This window comes from Candidatus Nomurabacteria bacterium (genome assembly GCA_023898425.1).
Classification (GTDB): Bacteria; Patescibacteriota; Patescibacteriia; order 2-12-FULL-60-25; family 2-12-FULL-60-25; genus HK-STAS-PATE-2.
Window position 1 is genome coordinate 421,887 of sequence record CP060222.1, and the last position, 21,833, is coordinate 443,719.

Below are 21,833 nucleotides of genomic sequence, written 5' to 3' on the forward strand. Positions count from 1 at the left end.
CCCCGCTAGGGGTTATTTTTTTGAACGTGTTTTCTTTGCAGGCGCTTTATTTGCAATAAGCTCTAGTGCTTGCTCGAGAGTAATAGCACCTTCACCAAGCTCTTTTGGAATGGTTGCATTAATGGTTCCTTTTTTTACGTAGCGACCATATTTGCCATCATGCAAAGTAATGACTTTGCCGTCTGCTGGGTCTTTGCCGATTTCGGTACCTGCCGCTGCGCGTTTACCCCGACCAAATTTTGGTTGTGCCAACATCTCGAGGGCTCTATCAAGTCCAATCGTAAGTACATCATCAGGTTCTTTGATACTACGGAAATCTCCATCATGGACAACATAAGCGCCAAAACGTCCAAGACCTGCGCGGATTTCTTTTTTCGTTTCAGGATGTTCTCCGAGAAGCCGTGGTAAAGAGAGGATGGAAAGCGCTTGTTCACGATCGAGCGTTTCAAGAGCAACACCCTTTGGGATACTTACGCGCTTAGGTTTGATGACTTTTGTTTTCTTGTCTTTCTTGTCTACTTCGGGTGCATCTTCGCCGAGTTGAAGGTATGGACCGTAGGAACCGGTGCGAAGATAGATTTGTAATCCTGAATCAGGATCTTGGCCAAGCGTTGTCGGTCCTTTTTGTGATTCTTTGATGAGCTCGTCCAACGATTCAGTTGTTGCATCCCCTGGACCCATATTAGGTGGTAGGGATGCTTTTACGAGCGCACCTGTATTTGGAAGCGTTTTTTCAACATATGGTCCAAACTTACCTACGCGAACTGTATAGCCTTCGGCATGCGGGATATCTACGGTTTTGGCTGTCTCAGGATCAATGTGTTCGAGTTCAGTAGCTAAACGTGTCTTTAAACCATGCTCGCCTAAAAAGAAATTTTCAAGATAAGGAAGATAATCAAGCTTACCTTCTGCGATTTGATCAAGCTTACCTTCCATTTGCGAAGTAAAGTGCACATCGACAAGATCTGAAAGATGACGTTCGAGCACCTGTGTCACAGCAAAAGCGGTAAACGTTGGTACAAGCGCATTTGCTGCTTTGTGAACGTAACCACGATCAGTGAGTGTGCTAATAACAGAAGCATAGGTACTTGGACGACCAATACCTTCTTTTTCCATAAACTGAACAAGTGACGCTTCCGTAAAGCGCGCTGGTGGTTTTGTTTCGTGTGATTCTGCCTTTGCTGATTCACATGCAGGCTGATCACCAACATGAAGATCCGGCAAAGGATGTTCACGTTCAACGAGAGCTTGCTCAATGTCATCCGCGCCTTCTACATAAGCACGCAAAAATCCAGGAAAGACAATGCGCGTACCATTTGCTTGATAGATGTTTTTATCAGCTTCTAGCTTAACGGCCATTTGTTGTTGTTCGGCGTCACGCATTTGAGAGGCGATGGTTCGCATCCAAATGAGTTCATACACATCATGCTCAGCGCCTTTTAGACCAGTTTCACCCGGAACGGTAAATGATAAAGAAGGACGAATCGCTTCGTGAGCTTCTTGAGCACCTGCTTGAGCTTTTTCTTGGCGAACGTGCTCGTTAACGTACTCTGCGCCATAGCGACTTGCTACGAGGCCCTTGATTGCGGTCTGCGCATCCGTAGAGAGATTTGTGCTATCAGTACGCATGTAAGTGATGAAACCGTTTTCATAGAGCTTCTGAGCAGCTCTCATCGCATCCCGTGAAGAAAGTTTTAGCTTACGGTTTGCTTCTTGTTGCAATGTAGAAGTCGTAAACGGCGCTGGCGCTTTACGTTTTACGTCTTTTGTTTGGACGTCGGTAATAGTCCACTTAGCTTTTGGCGCAGTATCTTTTAAAGTGTTTGCTTCTGCTTCGGTAAGTAAATGCGCTTTGTCATTTTTTAAGAGACCAGAATCCGCATCAAAATCTTTTGATTGCGCGATGGTCTTGCCGTTATATTCAATAAGACGAGCATCAAAAACTTCGTGCTTATTTAACGTCGCCGTCACATCCCAATATTGGGCGGACTTAAATTTCATGCGCTCACGCTCACGATCAACAATCGCTTTAAGAGCTGCCGATTGTACGCGTCCAGCAGAAAGACCATAGGCGATTTTCTTCCATAAGACAGGGGATACACTATAACCAACAAGACGATCTAAAATGCGACGTGTTTCTTGAGCGCGGACAAGTCTTTCGTCGAGCTCACGAGGATTCTCGAGAGCTTTTTTGATAGCGCCTGCCGTAATTTCATGAAACACCATGCGGTATACCGGCACGGTTGGTTTGAGGATCTGTAAAAGATGCCAGCTAATGCTTTCTCCTTCGCGGTCTTCATCAGATGCCAAATAAAGCGCATCAGCGTCTTTTAATAATGTCTTTAATTCTTTTACGACTTTTGTTTTGTCTTTTGAGATGACGTAAATTGGCTCAAAGTTGTGAGCGACGTCTACACCTAATTGACCTGCTTCAGTTTTCTTCCATTTTGCAGGGACTTCGTCAGATGAAGAAGGGAGATCGCGAACATGCCCCATGGAGGCAACTACCTTATATTCACTGCCGAGAAATTTACGGATGGTCTTGGCTTTTGTCGGAGACTCAACAATAACGAGCTTCATAATGTCGATGTTTATAACGTAGTCTAGCGTTTTGAGCAACCAAGCGTCCGATGCCATAGACCATGCTCTTGGCGAATATAGCCTTTTAATTCAAGCAAACTAAGCCCTGCTAATACCTGTGGAGAAAGTCTACCGGTTGCTAAACAGAGGGCGTCTATGTCCATTGGTGAGTCTAATAGAATATAGAGACTTTGTTCTTCTGGTGTTAAGGGTAATTGCTCTCTCATTTGCTGAGCGAGAGCAGGCCTATCAAGCGATAAAGCGTCTAAAATATCTTGGGATGATTCGCAAAGGCGCGCGCCCATTTTAATAATTTGATGACACCCATGAGACGATTCGCTCCAGATTGCCCCAGGAACAGCCAAAACCTCTCGCCCCTGTTCTATGGCTAACCGAGCGGTAATTAACGAGCCACTGTCAGCTCCTGCCTCAATGACAACGGTTGCAAGGCTAATACCTGCGATAAGTCTATTGCGTTGTGGAAAATGTTCTTTGCGTGACGGTGTCCCAGGAGGGTATTCGCTGATGATCGCACCTCCTTGTTCTAAAATGTTCTGCGCGAGTCGATAATGCTCTTTTGGATAGATACTTTCATCATCAACGCCGGTGCCTAGGATCGCGATAGTTGGCATTTGAATATCAAGAGCTCGTTGATGCGCTAAGCCATCAATCCCAAGCGCTAATCCAGAGCAGAGTGTTAGTCCGTAATGTGCTATTGGGTCTAGTAAATGTTCGATGACGCGTTTTCCATAAGTGGTATTTCTTCTTGACCCGACAAATGCAATCGTTGGAAAAGCGGGGATAGTGCCACGCACAAATAAGCACTCAGGAGGATTCTCAATAGTTAATAATTCTTGTGGATATGTTGGATCACCCCGTAAAATTTGTTGTATGCCAAGACGGGTTGTTTTTTTGGAGATGTTCGAGAAAAATCCCATCACGACGCCATTCACAATAACGTTTTGCCAATGCTAAAGGCCAGCCAAAATCAGCAATAAGTTCACTTTGGCTCACATGCTCGATATCACGAATACCGTGAAGTTGTTCACGCAATTGTCTTAACCGATGACCCGTTAAGCCAGGAATATGCGCTACAGCGCGAATGTAGGTAGAAAAATCATTTTGCACCTAATACTCCGTTCCACGAAGTCGATGCTTGTGTCAAGCCGTCTTTTACCCAAGAATCTAGCGCTTCTAAAAATGTATCAGCTTGTTTGTTTAGAATTTCTTCCTCTTCTTTTGTAAAACGCTGTAATACATAATCTTCCGTCTTCATATGCGCTGGTGGACGACTTACGCCAATACGAAAACGAGCAATTTCTTTTGTGCCAAGTGACTGTTGAATTGACGAAATACCGTTATGACCAGCCGCGCTCCCTTGTGCGGTAAATTTTGCTTTTCCAATAGCAAGATCTAACTCGTCTTGCAAAATAAGTACTTGGTCAGGAGAAATCTTATAAAATGACATGATGGCTTGTACGGCTTGCCCTGACAAGTTCATAAACGTGGTCGGAAAAGCACAAAAAACACGCTCTGAGCCAATACGAAAACCCGTTAATTGAGCTTTAAGAGCGCGATTTTTTTAAAAATCGTCAGCGTTATGATGTTCGGCAAAGGCTTGAAGCAATTCCCAACCAATATTATGGCGGGTTTTGTCATATTCTTTGCCAGGATTACCCAAGCCAACGATAAGTTTCATAGTTATTTCTATGCATGATATCATTTTCTTATGAGTAAAGAAACTGGAGTATTTACAAAATTAAAACACGCTTTTCTTAATGGGCCAATACGTTTGAACGTGCCGTTACTTTCAGCATTGGTATTGTTTATAATTCATTGGCGTTTTTGTTCCTTATTTATTACACCTTTAAATCATTGTCGTCAACAAAATAAGTTGGAAGATATTTTTTAGCAAAGGCTTGAAGCAATTCCCGGCGCAATATTATGGCGGGTTTTGCATCATATTCTTTGCCGTTAATATTTTGAAAGGCCAACGATAAGTTTACGCAGCTTATCACTGCGTAGTTTTTTAGAAGTGCGTGCGGCCTTTTTGTGGCGACGCATGGTTTGATTCACGAGTTTTGGTTTGTGACGAACGACACCAGCCACTGCTTCCATACCAGGACCAAACATATTACCTGGTTTTTCTGATTTAGAGACAGGGAGATGTTGGACTTTTACGACAATTGGCGTACCGATAAAGCCAAACTTTTCACGAATACGTTTTTCAAAGAATTTAAGCCAGTTTGGATGCAAGTTGTCTTTTTCACCGTGCACTGTAACCATGAACGTTGGTGGTGCGTGTTTTGTCTGTGCGACATCAAAGACGCGTGGAGACTTTGGACCATAGCTCGCCAAAGGACGCATACGTTGAATCGTTTTCTTTAAGAGTTTGTTTGCCGCGTTATAATCGATATGACGCATGCGCTCATCTTGAACCTCTAAGGCAAGATCAATGAGTTTGGCACTACGTAAGTTTTCTTTTGCACTTACAAAAATCATTGGTGCCCAGCTTAAGAACGGAAAGAGCTGTCTGATGAGCACTTCATATTCTTTGGCGGTATTTGTTTCTTTGTTTTCTACCAAATCCCATTTGTTGGCTACGAGAATCAAGCCTTTATTTGATTCTTCAAGCATCCCTGCAAGATGACGGTCCCATGATGTTGGATCTTGCGTTGCGTCAAAGACAAGCATGGCAACATCCGAGCGCTTAACAGCATCGCGGTTACGTTCGAGACTTTCTTCTTCGATGCCTTTTGTAACGCTAGAGCGTTTACGCATACCTGCCGTATCAACAAGCACAATGTCACGATCTTGGTATTTTAAGAGCGTATCTTGTGGCTCGCGTGTTGTATGAGCGATGGGGGACGTGATAACGCGCTCTTCACCAAGAATACTATTGATAAGTGATGATTTACCAACGTTTGGACGACCAACAAACGTCAAACGCAATGGAAGCATGTCATGCTTCATCACTGGAGGCTTACCGGCTTTGTCGAGTGTCAAAAAGATATTATCAAGTAAATCTCCAATACCAAGACTCGTTGAGGCACTCACCATGTGAGGATCACCCAAGCCAAGACGAAGAACATCACGTGAATAGGCGCTGCCTGTATCACGGATCGTATCAACTTTATTCGCAAGAAGTTTAACGGGCTTATTAGAAAGTTTAATTTCTTCTGCAAGTTCTAAATCTTGCGGAAGAATGCCGGTTTTCGAATCAAAGACAAAAAGAATAAGGTCAGCTTCTTTGATGGCAAGTCTCGCCTGATGAAGGATGCCTTCACCAATGGAGTCATGCTCCGTGTCCATACCACCTGTATCAATCAATTCAAAAGCTGCACCTTGCCATAAGACGATGCCATAATTGCGATCACGTGTTGTGTGTGACTCTGCGCTCACAATCGCTTTACCTGATTCGGTGAGGCGATTCCAGAGGGATGATTTACCGACATTGGTTCTGCCAATGAGAGCAACCTTGGGATAATCAAGGGTTTGTCGTTGTACTGACATAGTTGGTGGCTTGGGTAGGTTGCATGAGCGAATAGGATGATTCGCCTAAAATAACGAGAAAATCGGTATCGGTGGAGGCAATTGTCTCGATCGTATTGGCTTGTGCAAAAACACTACGCAATTGGGGGTTTTGGGGTGATGTCGTAGCCGCTGTGAGTGATACATCAGCGTTTAAAAACTCCTTTAATTTGACGAGCTCTTGTACTTTACTACCATTCGTTAAGTCAAATATCACAGTTCTCTCATATTGTCGAGAGCTTGCATTGCCAATGGACTCTGCTGAATACCCCTCTAAACCGAGGCGATTGGCGATCTGAAATGCCATACCGGTCTTAAAGGTACCGTTTTTTACCTCAACCTTAGGGATGTCTGCCACTGGAGTGTGGATGTCGTCATTAAAGGGGTTTTGCGCGAGTGACTTGATGCGAGTCCAGTCACCACCCTTCGGAAAGAGTAAAAAGCTACCATTGATATTAGCTGGTACAAGCTCACCGTCTGGTGCGTCTGTGAGTACATGTTGTTGAATCTCGTCCTTATTAATGTCGGTTGCGATAGGAGCGAGGTTGAATGCCTCCCAAGGACTCATGTCTGATTGTAGGTGGTTTGAAACTACTTGGTAGAGCTTAGCAAGCTTGGTGGGGTCGGCGAGTGTATTTAAAGAGAGGAGTTTTTCACGAATCGCCACGATGACGAGTTGCTGTCTTTTAGCGCGAGCAAAATCTGAGCCTTCTCCATTTGAGCCATGACGAGAACGCGCATATTGAAGTGCTGTTTCACCGTCCATCGTTTGTACGCCTTTCTTAAAGCTGATGGTTTGGTACTTATCGTCTGCAGCAGGGTAGGAAGTATCCGTAAAGGAGCGTTCAACATCAATAGTGACACCGCCAAGCGCATCAACAAGTTTTGCAAAACCGTTAAAATCAACACGGACAACATGATCAATACTGATACCAAAAAAATCTGAGAAGATTTTAGCTGTTCTTACTGCACCTTCTCCTGGATGATCGCGTTCTTCCCATGCGTGAACAGCATTTATTTTTTCATAACCACCACGACCATTTGGAAATGCCGTATCACGAGGAATCGAAAGCATGTTTACTCGGTGGTCTTTTGTATTGATAGAAGCAATGATAATGGTATCTGTCAGGTTCGCTCCATCATGACCTGCGCCACCGATACCGAGTAACAATACGGTTAAGATATCAGGATTTTTATCCTCGCCAGATAATGCGATGCCGGCGATAGCGGGTAATTCGTCACCAAAGACAAATTTACGTGCATCACGAATACCAGGTAAACGAATAAACTCTGCAAAAACGCTAGTGCCGTGTTGTACGGAACGATAAGAGGCTGCAGCACCAGCAAAGGCTATGCCACCAACGATAAACGTAAAGAGTGCTGCAAAAATGACGGTTTTACGTCGGGCAAGCTTCTCTTGATCCGTATTTAAAAAATTCACTGACATCATGCGTAAAATACCGTTAAGAACAATCGGAGTGTATCAGAATACGGCTATCCACACAATGCGTCAAACCTTTAAAATATTTGAAGTGCGCTTCGTTTATCCCCATGGCTTTGACCTTATATAATGTGGTATTATAGAGAACGAAATTATGTTCACCTTCGAACGTCTACGCGCGTCCCTTCAAACTCAACGTAGCAAAAAGTTTTTTGCAACCGTTATTGTAGCTGTTATCGCCATTATCGGTGTCTTTGGCACGACTCATGGAGTTTCTGCACAAACTCAAACAGCTCCGACAGGTGTTTGTAGTGATGCTGGCATAATTAGCTTTGTTTGTAGTGGTGTTTCGTTCGTGCTCGGAATGATCGCCGAATTTCTTGGGAGATTGATTTTACTGGTATTGAGTGTTCTTATTGCCTTTGCACAGTATAATGGGTTTTCTACGGCGCTACCTGTTGAGCAAGGCTGGGTAATTGTTCGCGATGTCACGAACATGTTCTTTATCATTGTCTTATTGCTAACGGCATTTGCCACCGTAATAGGAAGAGATGAGTATCACTATTCAAAAATTTTACCTGGACTATTACTGCAAGCTGTTCTCATCAACTTCTCTAAAACAATCATTCAATTGATGATTGATTTTTCGCAGGTGGTGATGCTTACGTTTGTAAACGCCTTTGCACAATCTGCTGCCGGTAATTTTATCTATGCATTAGGCTTGGATAAAATGATGAATCTACGCCCTAACAGTGGCGTCGAAATATCAAGTCTCATGATCGCATACATGTTAGCGATTTTCTTCATGTCGATCACATTAGGTGTAGTGATTATTCTTACGGCGTATCTTATCTATAGAATAGTTGCAATTTGGATTGCCCTTATTCTAGCGCCATTAGCGTTCTTTGTAACTGCACTACCTGGTAAATTTAAATCATCCCTAAAAGGAGTCGGTGATGAATATTGGGGAAATTAATGGGTATGCTCACAGGGGGGTCCCGTCATGGCTTTTTTTCTTATGGCTTACATTAGCCATAACGCAGCACTCTTCATCTGCTGCTACAACCAATGCTCGAGAAAGAGGTAGTTTGGCGGCTAATTTAAATCTTGTATTGCCAAGCACTGGTGAGGATACGGCTGGAACTGTTACAGCTTCATCATTCGGATTTATTAGCCAGATAGCTGATACAGAGCATATTGCCTCTTTTGTTGTTGGTATCGCTTTAATGCTGGCAGCTCTTGATGCTGCTGTTGCTAGTGCTGCTATCGTTGGTGCAGGTGCTATCGCTGCATTAACAAAGAGCAAAGCGCTTAGCTGGGGTAAAAGCCTAGCTACAGCGCCAATTAGCTTAGGCGAAGGCATTGCGAAAAGTGGTTATGGTGTCGTAGATCGTCGTTTTGACCTTACTAGAAAAGCTTCATTAGTTGGTACAAGAGCTTTGGCGCTGACTCCTGCGGCTTTACGTGGTGATACGTATAAAAAGCTAAGAGGAGGACTTGTTAAAGGTGTAAATTATCGTCGTGATGAGGCAGAGAGAGACCAACAAGAAGAAGCGGCTTTTAATAGAAATCTTTCTTCGAGAGCTAAATCGTTAGAAGAACGTCAAAGTCTTCTCGGTATTGCTTCTTCTGCTAGAGCAAACAAGGATGGGATTGTAACAAAAACTTTATCTAAAGTCGGTGTTAATATTCCTCAACACTTTCTACAAAAGCAGTAGAAAACTACTATCAAGAACAATACGGTGATAAAAATTTTATTGAAGATGAATTTAAAGCAACTAAACATAAATATCGCGAACAACTAAAAGCGGATGGCATAAAGCGAGGGTTGTCTGCTGAACAAGCAGATACTGAAGCAAGGGCTGGTAGTGAAGTCATGGTAAGAAATGAATTAAACAAAAGACAAGGCGAAGCACTTAACGCTCGTTTAGCCATTGCTAGAGGTAAACTTAATAAGAAAACAGGTAAATTTGAAAATCAAAATAGTACTGAAGTACGACAGTTAGAAGAGCTATTGAAACTAAACCCACATTTAGCCAAAGAAGGAAAAGATAAAGAAGAAGCTATCAAACGCATGATTGATTCTCCTGATCTTTACAAGGATATTCCTTTAGATACGGGGATGAGTGGTGAGTTTTTGACTGAACTCATGCTTCAAAATGGATGGGAAGATGTAAAAGATAGTAACGGTAAAGCTATAGGTTTTAGAGAAGTAGATAAAGCGGCTTGGGACTTGAAGCTAAGAGAAATGTCACGTGCAAATCCTGCTGTGAGAGAGGCAATGGATGCACATGAACGTTTTGCTAAAGCATCTCCTGAAAAATCATCAGCACAACTTAAGAAAATACACCATGTCAAAAACTTTAGCGATAGAACTGTTCAAGCATTCGCAATTGACAACGTTGATAATACCTCGCCTAAAATGGTTATAGGCAGTCGAGTTCGTGGCACCGAGCAACAGGCGGCATTAGATGCTAGTAAGCGCGATTCCGGGTCTAGTACACCTCCAAATGTAAAGGGTATTGTTGATGCAGTGATGGCTGGTGCACCGTTGGTTGAGGCATTAAATAATGCTGGATTTACAGATACGGATCAATCTCCTCTAGAAAAAACTATCTACTGACTACGTAGCGCCTACAGCATTGCAAGCAACATCCGTATTGAAATCAAGCATCGGCGCACAAGATGCGCGTAATAGAAGGTTGATACAAGCAGCTAATAAGCGATATGAAAAAGCACTTGATGCAGCAATCGTAAATTTAGAAGGTTCAGCGCTTGATGCTGAAGAACAGCGTTTAGCTGCTGCTAGAGATGCTGCGATCAAGTTAGTTGAGTCAAGTACCGATACTGCAAAAAAACAATTAGTAAATGATGCGGCTAGACAAGCGCAAGACGTTATAAAGGTTGTTGCGCAAGCGGCTACAAAAGGAGTTAAAAGGTCACAACAAGAACTCGTGGTGGGTGAGTTTATGAAAAATAATGGTACAGATATTATTACCGATATTGAACGCTTTGATAATGATTCAAAAATAAGAGCAATGAGTATTATCGAAATGACACGTGATATTGCAAATGATGTGCTTAAGGTCGAAGCGTCTAAACGCACAGCATCACAAAATGCTATTGTTGATGGATATGAAGCGCTTATCAGAGATCTTTCTAAAAAAGGTTTGCAGGAGAACTAAGAAAGAATCTTACGCAAATTCCTAATACAAAATCAAGAGCTTAACCTATGGATAGAATTGAATGGCAAGCAAGGTTTAACCTACTTCCGCAATCCGTGAGTGGGTACTTGCTTAGTACTACCGCAGAAGAGCTTGAAGACTCAGTACGTGAAGATCTAGGCTATGATTATGATGCTTGGTCAAGAATTATTGATGTGATTTGGGAGTTGTTCCTGACTCATTTAGACAAAGATAATTTTGTTCAAAAGCTTATACCTCTTTTAAATGGACGTGATATTAATGAGGTGTTAAAAAAAAATACTATTAAAGATCGTTTTACCTGTATCTGACATCATTGATTGGGATGTAGAAACAGCTTTGCAAGAGCTCGGCGCAAATCAAAAAGAAATGAGCTTGAGACGACGCATTTCTGTTTTACCCGTTACGTATAGTGCTGCCGTTAAACGTATTGCCGCAAATGCTCAAATCAGTGTTTTACAGGATGAGCTTGTGCGACGATTACGTGATCTACTTGTTTCATTGATTACTGGTGTGAGAAATGATGATACAGCCCTTGAATTTTTGCAAAAAGAAAACAAACCGAAGGAGGTTTAGGGTTTACTGAAAAACAAGCAAAGGATTATTTAAATGAACTTGATGCTTTTTGGCAAGTTCACGTGTTATTAGCGAACAAGATTATTCTGAGTGGTTTAGGACGTCACGAACACAAGAAGCTTTTGAATGGAAAGCTCCATTGAATCTTGACGTTAATGACAATACGGATAGTGAGGCGAATACTGAACCAAATAAGATACGCCTCCAAAAAAAAATATGAACCCATTTTACAGGCGGCAATTTCAGAATGTCTACAACAAATCGGCGACCTCTCATTAGACGAATATCTTAGTAAGCGCTTAGAGAATGTTATTTCTACCCGTTTACGAAATGTAAGAAATGATATCCAAACACTTGATGTTTTAACGCGAGATAGCAAGATTGGCGGTATCAGCTTGTCCAAAGAAGAGGCTGATAGAATCTTGCATATTATCGAGGCCAGCTATGAGTTACATCATAGCGACATTGAAAATGCGCAAAAAAAACGTATCCAAGACACAGAGATAGCGCAAAAACAAAAAATCGAAGAACGTAAGATACAAGAAAGCGAAGCGCATGCTGATTGGTACCAAGAAAAAGTAGCGAAGCCTGCCTTTCAGAACCCTATGACAACTGGCAATGATACAACAATGCGCCAAACACCTTCTAATACAGCTGTCCGGCCTAATATGTCAGGTATTACGGCGCCTGCAATGCAGCTATCAGATCTCATTGGTGAGTTTAAGACACTTGATATTCAAGAATTTCGTCGATTATCAAGTGACCCAGAGCAAGCAGGGGATAAGCTCTTTCAGAAATTTGAGACACTTCGTGCTGAATCTTTTGACCGTTATACAGCCGGCATTGCCGCTTGGAGAAGCTCGCCCTTACAAAAACGCTATCTACAACTCGTGAGTGAGAGCTTTTCTGAAGGCAAGACGGTTGCAGAAGTCGCGGAGAAACATCTCGCGCAAGATCCAAATACACCAACCGCAGCAGAATTAGGAGCGATCATTACGCTCAATGCCAAGATACAATATTAATGCTATAATTCTTTTGTGCCAGATAAGTTCATTGTCCCTCAATTTATTGATAACGAGAATAAGATTCTCGGTCCTATTACGGTACGTCAATTCATGATCGTATTAGCGGCAGTATTCTTGCTATTCATCTCTTATACGATTTTCAGTTTTCCGGTCTTTCTCTTTACGGTCATACTTATTGCTCCATTAGCGGCGACTTTTGCTTTTGTAAAAATTAACGGACAACCATTTCATCTTTTTGCTATTAACGTTTTACAAACAACGGTGAGACCAAAAATTCGTGTCTGGAATAAAGAAAAAAATGATGCAGAGATTCGTGCTTATATTAAGGACGGACAACCAAAAGCAACAAATGAAATCGCAGCTCCCTCAAAACCTAGGCCAGATAGCACAAAACTTCGTGATTTAACGCTGATTGTAAATACAGGAGGCGTCTATAATCCTGACGATCAAACGTAATATGAAAAGTAAAATGACTTCAAAAAAACCAGGTGTAGCTTCTCAACGCTATCTCGATATCGCAGAAATTCGTGAAAACATCGTTATCATGAAGGATGGTACCCTTCGTGCTGTCTTGCTTGTTTCTAGCGTAAACTTTTCGCTTAAGTCCGTTGATGAGCAGCAAGCAATCGTGCAAGCCTACATGCAGTTTTTAAACAGTATTAATTTTCCTATCCAAATCGTTATTCAGTCTCGCCGGATGAATATCGATAATTACATGGATAGACTCAAAGAAAACGAAAAAATACAAGAAAATGAACTTTTGAAAAGACAGATTCGTGATTACAGAGATTTTGTAAAACAAATGGTGACCTTGGGCGATATCATGCAGAAGCGTTTTTATGTCGTTATCCCGCTAGACCCAGCAAAAGACGTTACCAAAGACATTAGAAAAGGATTCTACGCAAGATTAACTGAGATTTTATCTCCTACTATTGCCGGCAAACTTACCGAAGAAAAGTTTCAGAAAATGAAGTTTGATCTTGGCTTGCGTGTCAGTCAGGTTTCATCAGGACTTTCATCAATGTCACTTAATGCTGTTCAGCTCGATACACAAAGTCTTATCGAACTTTACTATACGATCTATAATCCTGAATTGTACGAATCCCAACGCATGACGGATGTTAGTAATCTTCAACTAGAAACGTAATATGGCCTTTGAAACTCAACCAAAACAATCATTTGACCCAGCATCCTTAACCAAGGGTGGCGTTGGGTTTCAGAAAGGTAAATCTAAGGCAGATATTAAACGCGAACAAGAGGCAGAAAAAATTGCTATCGAAGAAGAGCGTATTTATCGCCGTGGCGTTGCTAGTATTAAGGATTTAATTGCCCCAGCTTCATTTGTTGTTGACCCATCTTTTTTACGATTAGGCGATGTCTTTTGTCGTACACTCTTTGTCGTGACATATCCTCGCTATGTCACGGTTGGTTGGGCATCACCAATTATCAATCTTTCTGCTGAGCTCGATATCTCGATGTTCTTTTATCCTATTGATGCACCGGTTGTCTTAAAAGAGCTCAAAGATCGTGTAGGTAAACTCGAGGCAGAAATTTCTGAAAACAATGAAAAAGGCAAGGCTCGTGATCCTATTTCTGAAACGGCATTAAGAGACGTGGAGCAATTACGTGACGATCTTACCCAAGGAATCGAGCATTTCTTCCAATTTGCATTCTATTGTACGTTTTACTCAAAAGATAAAGAAGAACTTGAGCGCGTAACAACCAAAGTCGAAAATACATTTGGTTCAATGCTTATTTATACCAAGCGTTCGTACTTTCAATCAGAGCAAGGCTTTAACTCTACGATGCCAGTAGGTAATGACGAGTTACAAATTGCATTTAACATGAGCACCTCGCCGATTGCCTCGTCGTTTCCGTTTACATCTGCTGAGCTTACAAGCGACAATGGTATTTTGTATGGCGTTAATCGTCATGATAATTCGTTGATCATTTTTGATCGCTTTTCGTTGCAAAATGCCAATGCTGTTATTTTTGCGACATCTGGTGCTGGTAAGTCGTATACAATTAAACTAGAGGTTATTCGTTCGCTCATGCTTGGCATTGATGTGATTGTTATCGATCCTGAAATGGAGTACAAGCATCTTTCTGACGCGGTGGGAGGCACCTACATCAACGTTTCACTTGCTTCACGATCAAAAATCAATCCGTTTGATTTACCTCGTCCAACAGGGGAGTCAGCATCTACCGAGGATATTATTCGTAGTGCCGTTATTACCATCAAAGGTCTATTGCGCTTGATGTTGGGTAAAATCACAACAGCAGAAGACTCTATTCTTGATCGTGCACTTCTTGAGACATATGCAAAGAAAGACATCGTCCCTGGTGTAGATCTCGCAACGGTAGAGCCACCAACGCTTCAGGACTTTCAAGACATTCTTGAGGGTATGGAAGGAACGGCTGAACTTGTTGTTAAATTACGCAAATTCTCAGAAGGTACCTTTGCTGGTCTTCTCAATTCGCAAACAACAGTACAGATGAATAATCAGCTCGTTATTTTTTCTGTTCGTGATCTTGAAGACGAGTTACGTCCAATGGGTATTTATACCATCGTTAACTATATTTGGAATGTTGTTCGCTCAGTAAAAAAGAAGCGCATTTTAATTATTGATGAGGCTTGGTGGCTCATGCAAAACGAAGATTCTGCGAAGTTTATCTTTGCACTAGTAAAACGTTGTCGTAAGTATTTCATGGGTATTTCTACAATCACACAAGATGTAAATGACTTTTTGACCTCCCCGTATGGTCAAGCTATTGTTACTAATAGCTCAATGCAGCTCTTATTAAAACAATCTCCTGCATCTATTGATCTTGTTGCTAAAACATTCTTGCTTACGCAATCAGAAAAGTACCTTCTTCTTGAATCAGCCGTTGGTGAAGGGATCTTCTTTGCCGGTGCTAAGCATGCGGCTATTCAAGTTGTTGCTTCGTATACAGAAGATCAGATTGTTACAACAAATCCTGAGCAGCTCCTCAAGATCGAGCAACAAAAGAAAGCCTTTCAAGAATCTCAAGAACTCTAACCTATGAATAAAAGACTTCTCGCAATTGCGCTCATTATCCTTGGCATTATTGGAATTATTGCCGTTATTTGGTTCTTTTTGTTTAGGAGCCCGGCCACAACACCTGTCCAGCAACCAACTCAGAACACGGTAACACCATCACAGCCATTTAATCCTTCTACTTCTGTTCCTGTATTCGTTGCTCCTACGGGCACACCACCAAATCCAGATTCCGCAGAAGAAAAAGAGCGTCAAGCACAAGAAAAAGTACGAAGAATCGCATCTAGCTATGCTTCGCGCCTTGGTACATTTAGTGCGGATGATGGCTTTGAGGCTATCCGTGATGTTCAAGCGATTGCTACACCTACGTTTCAACAACGGCTAGAGACACTCCGTGAAGAGATGCTCAAAACACATGCTATTGGCTCTCATTGGTCTCAAGAGGTGAGAGCTGTCACAAATGCTATTGAACCAAGCTCATTACCTATGCTTGGAAAATCGAAAGCCGTAATCAATGTTCAAGCTCAGCGTACAATCGGCGCTACCCAAGATTACCTCAATATTCAAGTAACGCTTGTTGCTCAAGGTGATAACTGGCTTGTAGATGATGCTGTTTTTACAACATTTGAAAGATAGGATTCTAGATGTTTTTTACCCATTCATTTGCCAATCTTGCGGGCAAATGGGTGATTGGTTATGTAGCAAATGCCAAAATGAAATCGAAGAAGTGCAACAACTGCCCGAAATTCCAGCTGGACTAGATGGAATTATTGCATGCTATGCCTATTCGGATCCAAAGGTGCGAATTTTGACAGCTTCTTATAAATATCGCTCCGCCACCGTCCTTGAAGATATTCAAGCAAACTTACTAAAAAACTGGGTACATAAATATTCTTTACCGCTTTGGGCATATGATACATCCGCGGTACTCGTGCCTATTGTCTCGCCAGAATCTCGAACAAGATCACGAGGCATTCGTCACACATCAAACCTTGCTAATACTTTTAAAAAAGCGTTTGAATTACCATCAGCTGTATCTGAGTATCTAGGTAGGCACGAACATCGTTATCATAACGCGGACCTTACACATGAAGAACGTAGCACTAACGTAAAAAACACGTTTTTCATTGAAGGAAAATTACCAGAAAAAATTATTCTTATTGATGATGTCGTTACGACCGGGTCAACACTTTCAGAAGCTGCTCAATTACTCAAAGAACACGGCACAAAAGAGGTGTATGCACTTGTATTCGCGAGAGGATGATAGAAGCTTATTTTATCACCATTAACATTGCACCAATCGCAACAAATAACGCCCCTAAACCTGTTTGCCAGGTAAAGTGCTCGTTTAAAAAGAGAACGGAGAATATCAAGACAAATATAACGCTTGTACGATCTAGTGCAGCTACTGCTGTTGCAGGTCCATGCTTGAGTGCATAAAAGTAGGCAACCCATGACAAAGCCCCGGCTATACCAGATAGCACAATATAGAGAAGCGCACGTCTATCTATGGTGCCTAGTAGATTTACCTTACCTAAACTTATCGCAACAACACTCAAAAAGAGTGCCATAATGATTGAACGTACTGTTGTAGCTAGCGTAGAATCAACAGACTGAACGCCGATTTTTCCAAAAATTGCCACAAGACTCGCAAAAAATGCAGAGAGTATGGCAAAGATAATCCATGTTGGCATATGGCACAGATAATAGCATATACGCTAAAGATTAATGGTAGGTGAGTTGACCTTATATCTAAATATTGATAGTTTGAAAAAACGCTCTTTTGCGTAGGAGGTAACGATGGGTAAAGAAGGTCTTATTTTCAAGTCAGACAAGATTCATCCGCTGGATATCAAGCTAAGCGCCGATCAAGCACGATGTCTGCCATATCGACTCTATGAACCATTGTCATTGCGATGGTCGCTAGAACCCATTCGTCATCTCACACCCAACAAAGCCTCAATCGATCGCTTGCCCGAAGGTCTGCCAGACCAGGTCGTGCGAGCCGTTGAAGGCTTCGTAAATGACGCGAAGATCCATGGTAGGTGGTTCTGTATCAAGGATGGTGACCTTGATGATGATCAAGATGAGGATATCCTAACTTCTGCAGCCTATGCAGACGAAGACGGGGACTACCTCATCGCTGATTACCCTTTGTATCAATCAAATGGGTACCATGGACCAACTCCTAAGCTGATCAAGCTGCTTTGCGGCGAGTAATTAGCAATCAGACCTAACTTAAAGGACTCTCTCGAGTCCTTTTTCATTTCTCAATGCTTTGTTACAGCGCTGGAGGTTTAGCAAGACAGCTCATTAACTCTTTCGTTTGTGTCCAGCCACAAGAACCAGATTGCTGTCTTTCGCATTGAGAATATTTATAACAAGCGTATTCTTCGCGAAATTCACAGGTTGTTACGAGATCTTTCATTTCGCTTTCTTCACCACATAATTGACCGCTACAGCCTCCAATGACGCATTTTCCGAGTACTGGCATTGTTGAGGTAGGGGACACGACCTCTTTCATAGGCGGTTTGGCTATTGGAGGTACGTCGACTGTTTCAATGTAAAGCTCGCCGGTAGCTTCGTCACGGCATTGCCTTGGATACGACTCCATTACAGCGTTTCCAGCAAGAACACAGTCTTCAAAATTACGTATTTCGCCTGGATAAACATCTGTTGTTTGAATCTTTTGCGCGATTCCTGCATCAAAGCCAAATGAATAGCCGGTGACATACCCAAAACCAAGGGCGACTAAGCTACAGCCAAGGATAGCTAGCAGGTACATTTTTTTGTTCATGCCTTGAGTATACTCCTATTACCAAGGTCTATTTATTTTGGTTATCCACAAGCTATTTGTATCAAGTCTTAAGTAATTATGCTAAAATATGCATATGACATTAAAAATTGGAGGTTTTTTGAGCGTTCTTATTGCAGGAATTTTCTTTCTTGCTTCGCCATCATATGCTGCTACGTATACGATTTGTGATGTTGGCTGTGACTATACAACGCTAAACGATGCAATAAGCTTTGATACGCCTGGTCAAGACACTTACCGGCTCTCTACTGGATACAACTATCTGTTTCCGCCTGAGTCAAACTTTTTTAGCTTACCTGATGATACAATCATTGAATGCGATCCGGGTGTCACCTTTGGCGATGATGCTTCAGCTTCAAATTTTTTTAATGTAGGCTCTAATAACACCTTTCAGAATTGTCTATTTGAAAATACTTCTTTTGATGCATCCGGAAAAACAGACGTCTCATGGTTAAATAATACCTTTTCTACAGGTACTTCGATGCAAATAACGCTTACGTTTACTTCAGGCTTTACTATTACAGACAATACTCGCATCCAACACATTCAAATTCAAAATGCTGATGACGGCCTAATTAAGGACAATACTTTTGAATGCTGGTTTGGTTCAAATTGTATCTACCTTGGTACGGCAGGTGGAGGTCCTTTTGATTATACCGATCCTGCAGATGTTCCTAATGACATTGTTATTAATAACAATGTCATTACAAACCACAATTATACTACTGGCGGTGATTTTGTACAGTTCGGTTCTGGTTTAAATATTTCTTATACAAGTAATACACTTCAGTCCATACAGACGGATGATAACTTTATCGTCATGCTTACTGCTGAAATAGGCACTTACTACTTAGCTGGTAATATTTTTTATTTTCCACACAAACCACCAGGTGGTAACAATGGGGTATGGGGCTTAAATATTCGTGTAAACGAAGCGGATGTAACGATTGTGGCTGAACATAATACGTTTTATACCGATGATCCTGAGCTTAATATTAATGGTACCTGTTTAGGTGTATTCGATAGCGGAGCGGGTGCTGGCATACAAAATATCGACATCACATACCGATACAATATTTGCTACAATAAAACACCAGAAGCAACAGCTTATACCGGCATAGCTTTTAATTACTCATTGGCTAGTTCAGCGATCACCTTAACAGAAGAACACAATGGCTTTTTCAATGTTCCTCAGCTAATTAATGATCAAGAAGGTATAATCACATCTCTAAATACTAATAACTTAGTAGAGGTTGATCCATTATTTAAGACTGAAAACCTATCAATAAATGACGATTTTGAGTTAGCTCCAATGAGTAATTATCTAGACGTGAATGGTGCGCTAGATATTGGTGCCTATAGCGCTAGTCGCATATCAGCATACACTATTGATGATGACTGTGTTGTTGATTATCTTGTTTGTCATTCAAATACGAGCGCCATACTCACACATTCTTTACGAAATGGTGATAACGTTAATGTCAGCGCAGGTAACTATCCAGGCGTACAACTACAGGGTCCATTATCAAATATCTCCATTACCGGAGCTGGTTCCAGTACCGTCTTTGATGGAGGTCAAAATTTTCGTAGTGGTTTATCTTTAATAGATGTCCATGATTCTACTTTTGAACAAATACGTCTTGTAAACTCTACGGACACGACGGTTACTACCATCGGAACAACACTTCCTTTGCTGTCTTTAGGCGGCAACGACTATGATGACTCTGAGATATTTGGTGGCCCGACAAATGCCGTATATTTTATCCCAGATGCCCTATGTAATGCCGAAGTTATTTTAGCGGATAATACAATTATCTCAGCAGATGGGACGAGTAATATTAATGCTGGGTTGGCGGATGTAGGAGGCTCATACGTTACGGTATTGTTCCATGATTTTATCGCTGATTCTTTGGTTGATGCACAGACCAACCTCTGTGGTGGTGTTGTCCCATTTACCCATTTTATCGAAGATATGTTTATTGCAAATGGCGATGGTACTTATACTTACAATCCAACAAACCTCGTTGGGCAGGGGATTACACTTAAAGCCGGTATGACATCGCCGCCAGCCGTCAATACTACGGTTACTCGTGGGTTTGTTGCAGGTCTCCGTGTCAACCAATCAACGGGGAATACCTTTAATAATCTTATTATTGATAATAATGATCTAGGTATTACTTTTTATTAATGGCGCAGATAATAACCTGATAAATAACGCTACGCTTTCTTCTAATAACTCAAAAGACATTGTTAGTAATACCGTCGGAACCAACGATTTACTTGATTCGAGCTTTACACGTACATCATCTGACATAGAAGATGGAATCGTACAAGTAAGATATAACTCTACCGTTCAAGTGGTCGACTCATTGTTAAATCCATTAGAAAATGTCGCCGTCCACTTTGTATCTGCAAATGGTCTTACCAATGTCACATCACTCACTGACGCTGCAGGTTCAACGGCTGCTGTTGACAGCATTGCTTATCTCCTCACGACAAGCTCCATCGCTCTTACAAACGGCGGTTATAATAACTTTACCATCTCTGCCGATGCTACAAGCACCTATCAAGCAACATCAACATCCGTGCTGCTTGATAGCGTAGATGTTTTTCAACTTATCATGCAGGCGCCATCCGCAAGTCCAACAACACAATATGGTGGCTTACCTTACTTATACCCACAAAATACCTCCGGACAATCAACAGGAATGACCAATAACGATTACACAAGTATTGCGGTACATTCATTAGTAAAACTACCAAATGATGGCAATATCAATACACAAGAAGATAGCACCGTTTACTATATCGGAGCGGATTTTAAGAGACATGCATTTCCTCAATCAGGCATTTACTTCTCTTGGTATTGCGACTTCTCGAAGGTAAAAATAATTGATGCTAAGCAGCTCGCTGGCTATCAACTTGGCAAAAACATCACTTATAGACCAGGTCTACGCCTTGTAAAATTTCCAACAAATCCTCGTGTTTATGTAGTCCAACAGGGGAGTGTATTGCATCCTATTAAAGACGAAGCAACAGCACTCAAATTATTTGGATCAAATTGGGCAAGCCTCATCTCTGATATACCTGACACGTTTTACAATGATTATACCTTCGGAGAAGAAATTGACACGACAACAGATAAAACAAGCCTTGATTTAACACCAGCTTACCCAAGCGGTGAAATGAATATAGAAGGATATGTCGATATCGCATCTCCAGCGTCAAGCATGAGCTGCTCTAGCCCAACATCAAGCCAAAACAATGAGGTAATAACAGCTGCTTCATGGCCGTTTGCTAGTATTCCAAAAGACTTTACGTTTAATAAAGAACTATCTACCGAATCACTCGCATCAACGGATATCCGCTACTTACAGGAGTTCCTAGCCTATAAAGGCAAAGCTATTTACGAAGAAGGTCGCGTTACAGGCAACTTTGGCCCTTTAACAGAACAGGCATTAAAAAACTATCAAGCTTCAAAAAATATTCAAACGACGGGTATCCTTGGCCCACTCACACGTGCAGCGATAAACAAAGAACTAAACGCCCTTCGCTAGGGCGTTTTTTTCTCTGGTATGATCTCATTTTACAATGTATACTTTAGACCAATATACTGTCGTCATTGCGATCTATTTTGACATC

The 21,833-nt window shown here is 41.7% G+C and carries 25 protein-coding genes; 15 read left to right on the plus strand and 10 right to left on the minus strand.

Annotation, left to right across the window (positions count from 1 at the left end; all coding sequences use genetic code 11):
• Positions 1–12: 12 nt before the first annotated feature.
• The 7 genes from topA to H6759_02525 all read right to left on the minus strand — a co-directional run bounded on the left by topA (position 13) and on the right by H6759_02525 (position 7,561).
• Positions 13–2,583 carry a type I DNA topoisomerase gene (gene topA / locus H6759_02495; protein USN53033.1) on the minus strand — a complete coding sequence of 857 codons (2,571 nt, stop codon included), beginning with the start codon at positions 2,581–2,583 and terminating at the stop codon, positions 13–15.
• 20 nt (positions 2,584–2,603) lie between these two features.
• Positions 2,604–3,518 (minus strand): DNA-protecting protein DprA, encoded by a 915-nt coding sequence (dprA, locus tag H6759_02500; GenBank protein ID USN52906.1) that lies wholly within the window; start codon positions 3,516–3,518, stop codon positions 2,604–2,606.
• Entirely contained in the window at positions 3,451–3,708 is a 258-nt protein-coding gene (locus H6759_02505; protein USN52907.1) for a hypothetical protein, read from the minus strand. Before H6759_02505 ends, dprA begins: the two co-directional genes overlap by 68 nt.
• Entirely contained in the window at positions 3,698–4,123 is a 426-nt protein-coding gene (locus tag H6759_02510; protein ID USN53034.1) for an aminoacyl-tRNA hydrolase, read from the minus strand. Before H6759_02510 ends, H6759_02505 begins: the two co-directional genes overlap by 11 nt.
• A 39-nt stretch (positions 4,124–4,162) precedes the next feature.
• A complete protein-coding gene (locus H6759_02515) occupies positions 4,163–4,279 on the minus strand; it encodes a hypothetical protein (GenBank protein USN52908.1) in 117 nt (38 codons plus the stop codon).
• A 275-nt stretch (positions 4,280–4,554) separates the two neighbouring features.
• Positions 4,555–6,093: a ribosome biogenesis GTPase Der gene (gene der, locus H6759_02520; GenBank protein USN52909.1), complete on the minus strand. Its 1,539-nt coding sequence runs from the start codon at positions 6,091–6,093 to the stop codon at positions 4,555–4,557.
• Complete coding sequence (locus tag H6759_02525) at positions 6,068–7,561, minus strand: LCP family protein (protein USN52910.1); 1,494 nt, start codon at positions 7,559–7,561, stop codon at positions 6,068–6,070. Before H6759_02525 ends, der begins: the two co-directional genes overlap by 26 nt.
• A 145-nt stretch (positions 7,562–7,706) precedes the next feature.
• Here H6759_02525 and H6759_02530 point away from each other — a divergent pair, with 145 nt between their 5' ends.
• From H6759_02530 to H6759_02585, 12 genes are all read left to right on the plus strand, one after another.
• Positions 7,707–8,528 (plus strand): hypothetical protein, encoded by an 822-nt coding sequence (locus H6759_02530; GenBank protein USN52911.1) that lies wholly within the window; start codon positions 7,707–7,709, stop codon positions 8,526–8,528.
• The gene (locus H6759_02535; GenBank protein ID USN52912.1) at positions 8,509–9,270 is read left to right on the plus strand and encodes a hypothetical protein; all 762 of its coding nucleotides are present in this window, start codon (positions 8,509–8,511) and stop codon (positions 9,268–9,270) included. The genes H6759_02530 and H6759_02535 overlap by 20 nt, the downstream gene beginning before the upstream one ends.
• 110 nt (positions 9,271–9,380) lie before the next feature.
• Positions 9,381–10,175 (plus strand): hypothetical protein, encoded by a 795-nt coding sequence (locus H6759_02540; protein ID USN52913.1) that lies wholly within the window; start codon positions 9,381–9,383, stop codon positions 10,173–10,175.
• Between the two features lie 37 nt (positions 10,176–10,212).
• On the plus strand, positions 10,213–10,737 hold the full coding sequence (locus tag H6759_02545; protein ID USN52914.1) for a hypothetical protein: 525 nt from the start codon (positions 10,213–10,215) through the stop codon (positions 10,735–10,737).
• A 47-nt stretch (positions 10,738–10,784) separates the two neighbouring features.
• Complete coding sequence (locus tag H6759_02550; protein ID USN52915.1) at positions 10,785–11,066, plus strand: hypothetical protein; 282 nt, start codon at positions 10,785–10,787, stop codon at positions 11,064–11,066.
• A gap of 28 nt (positions 11,067–11,094) precedes the next feature.
• Entirely contained in the window at positions 11,095–11,331 is a 237-nt protein-coding gene (locus tag H6759_02555) for a hypothetical protein (protein ID USN52916.1), read from the plus strand.
• A 155-nt stretch (positions 11,332–11,486) separates the two neighbouring features.
• Complete coding sequence (locus H6759_02560; protein ID USN52917.1) at positions 11,487–12,353, plus strand: hypothetical protein; 867 nt, start codon at positions 11,487–11,489, stop codon at positions 12,351–12,353.
• Positions 12,354–12,368: 15 nt separating this feature from the next.
• A complete protein-coding gene (locus H6759_02565) occupies positions 12,369–12,812 on the plus strand; it encodes a PrgI family protein (GenBank protein USN52918.1) in 444 nt (147 codons plus the stop codon).
• 1 nt (position 12,813) lies between these two features.
• The gene (locus H6759_02570) at positions 12,814–13,503 is read left to right on the plus strand and encodes a hypothetical protein (protein USN52919.1); all 690 of its coding nucleotides are present in this window, start codon (positions 12,814–12,816) and stop codon (positions 13,501–13,503) included.
• A gap of 1 nt (position 13,504) precedes the next feature.
• On the plus strand, positions 13,505–15,397 hold the full coding sequence (locus H6759_02575; protein USN52920.1) for an ATP-binding protein: 1,893 nt from the start codon (positions 13,505–13,507) through the stop codon (positions 15,395–15,397).
• A gap of 3 nt (positions 15,398–15,400) precedes the next feature.
• Complete coding sequence (locus H6759_02580; protein USN52921.1) at positions 15,401–16,012, plus strand: hypothetical protein; 612 nt, start codon at positions 15,401–15,403, stop codon at positions 16,010–16,012.
• Positions 16,013–16,058: 46 nt separating this feature from the next.
• Positions 16,059–16,640, plus strand: a complete 582-nt coding sequence (locus tag H6759_02585) for a ComF family protein (GenBank protein ID USN52922.1) — start codon at positions 16,059–16,061, stop codon at positions 16,638–16,640.
• Between the two features lie 7 nt (positions 16,641–16,647).
• Here the strand turns inward: H6759_02585 and H6759_02590 are convergent, their stop codons facing one another.
• Entirely contained in the window at positions 16,648–17,070 is a 423-nt protein-coding gene (locus H6759_02590) for an EamA family transporter (protein USN52923.1), read from the minus strand.
• Positions 17,071–17,176: 106 nt separating this feature from the next.
• Here H6759_02590 and H6759_02595 point away from each other — a divergent pair, with 106 nt between their 5' ends.
• Positions 17,177–17,596 carry a hypothetical protein gene (locus H6759_02595; GenBank protein ID USN52924.1) on the plus strand — a complete coding sequence of 140 codons (420 nt, stop codon included), beginning with the start codon at positions 17,177–17,179 and terminating at the stop codon, positions 17,594–17,596.
• A 61-nt stretch (positions 17,597–17,657) separates the two neighbouring features.
• Here the strand turns inward: H6759_02595 and H6759_02600 are convergent, their stop codons facing one another.
• Entirely contained in the window at positions 17,658–18,173 is a 516-nt protein-coding gene (locus H6759_02600) for a hypothetical protein (protein ID USN52925.1), read from the minus strand.
• A gap of 94 nt (positions 18,174–18,267) precedes the next feature.
• Between H6759_02600 and H6759_02605 the strand changes: the two genes are divergently transcribed.
• On the plus strand, positions 18,268–20,379 hold the full coding sequence (locus H6759_02605; protein USN52926.1) for a hypothetical protein: 2,112 nt from the start codon (positions 18,268–18,270) through the stop codon (positions 20,377–20,379).
• Here H6759_02605 and H6759_02610 read toward each other — a convergent pair.
• On the minus strand, positions 20,359–20,505 hold the full coding sequence (locus H6759_02610) for a hypothetical protein (GenBank protein USN52927.1): 147 nt from the start codon (positions 20,503–20,505) through the stop codon (positions 20,359–20,361). The two genes, H6759_02605 and H6759_02610, sit on opposite strands and share 21 nt — an antisense overlap.
• A gap of 43 nt (positions 20,506–20,548) precedes the next feature.
• On the opposite strand from H6759_02610, the gene H6759_02615 reads away from it, so the two are divergent.
• A complete protein-coding gene (locus H6759_02615; protein ID USN52928.1) occupies positions 20,549–21,748 on the plus strand; it encodes a peptidoglycan-binding protein in 1,200 nt (399 codons plus the stop codon).
• Positions 21,749–21,833: the final 85 nt, after the last annotated feature.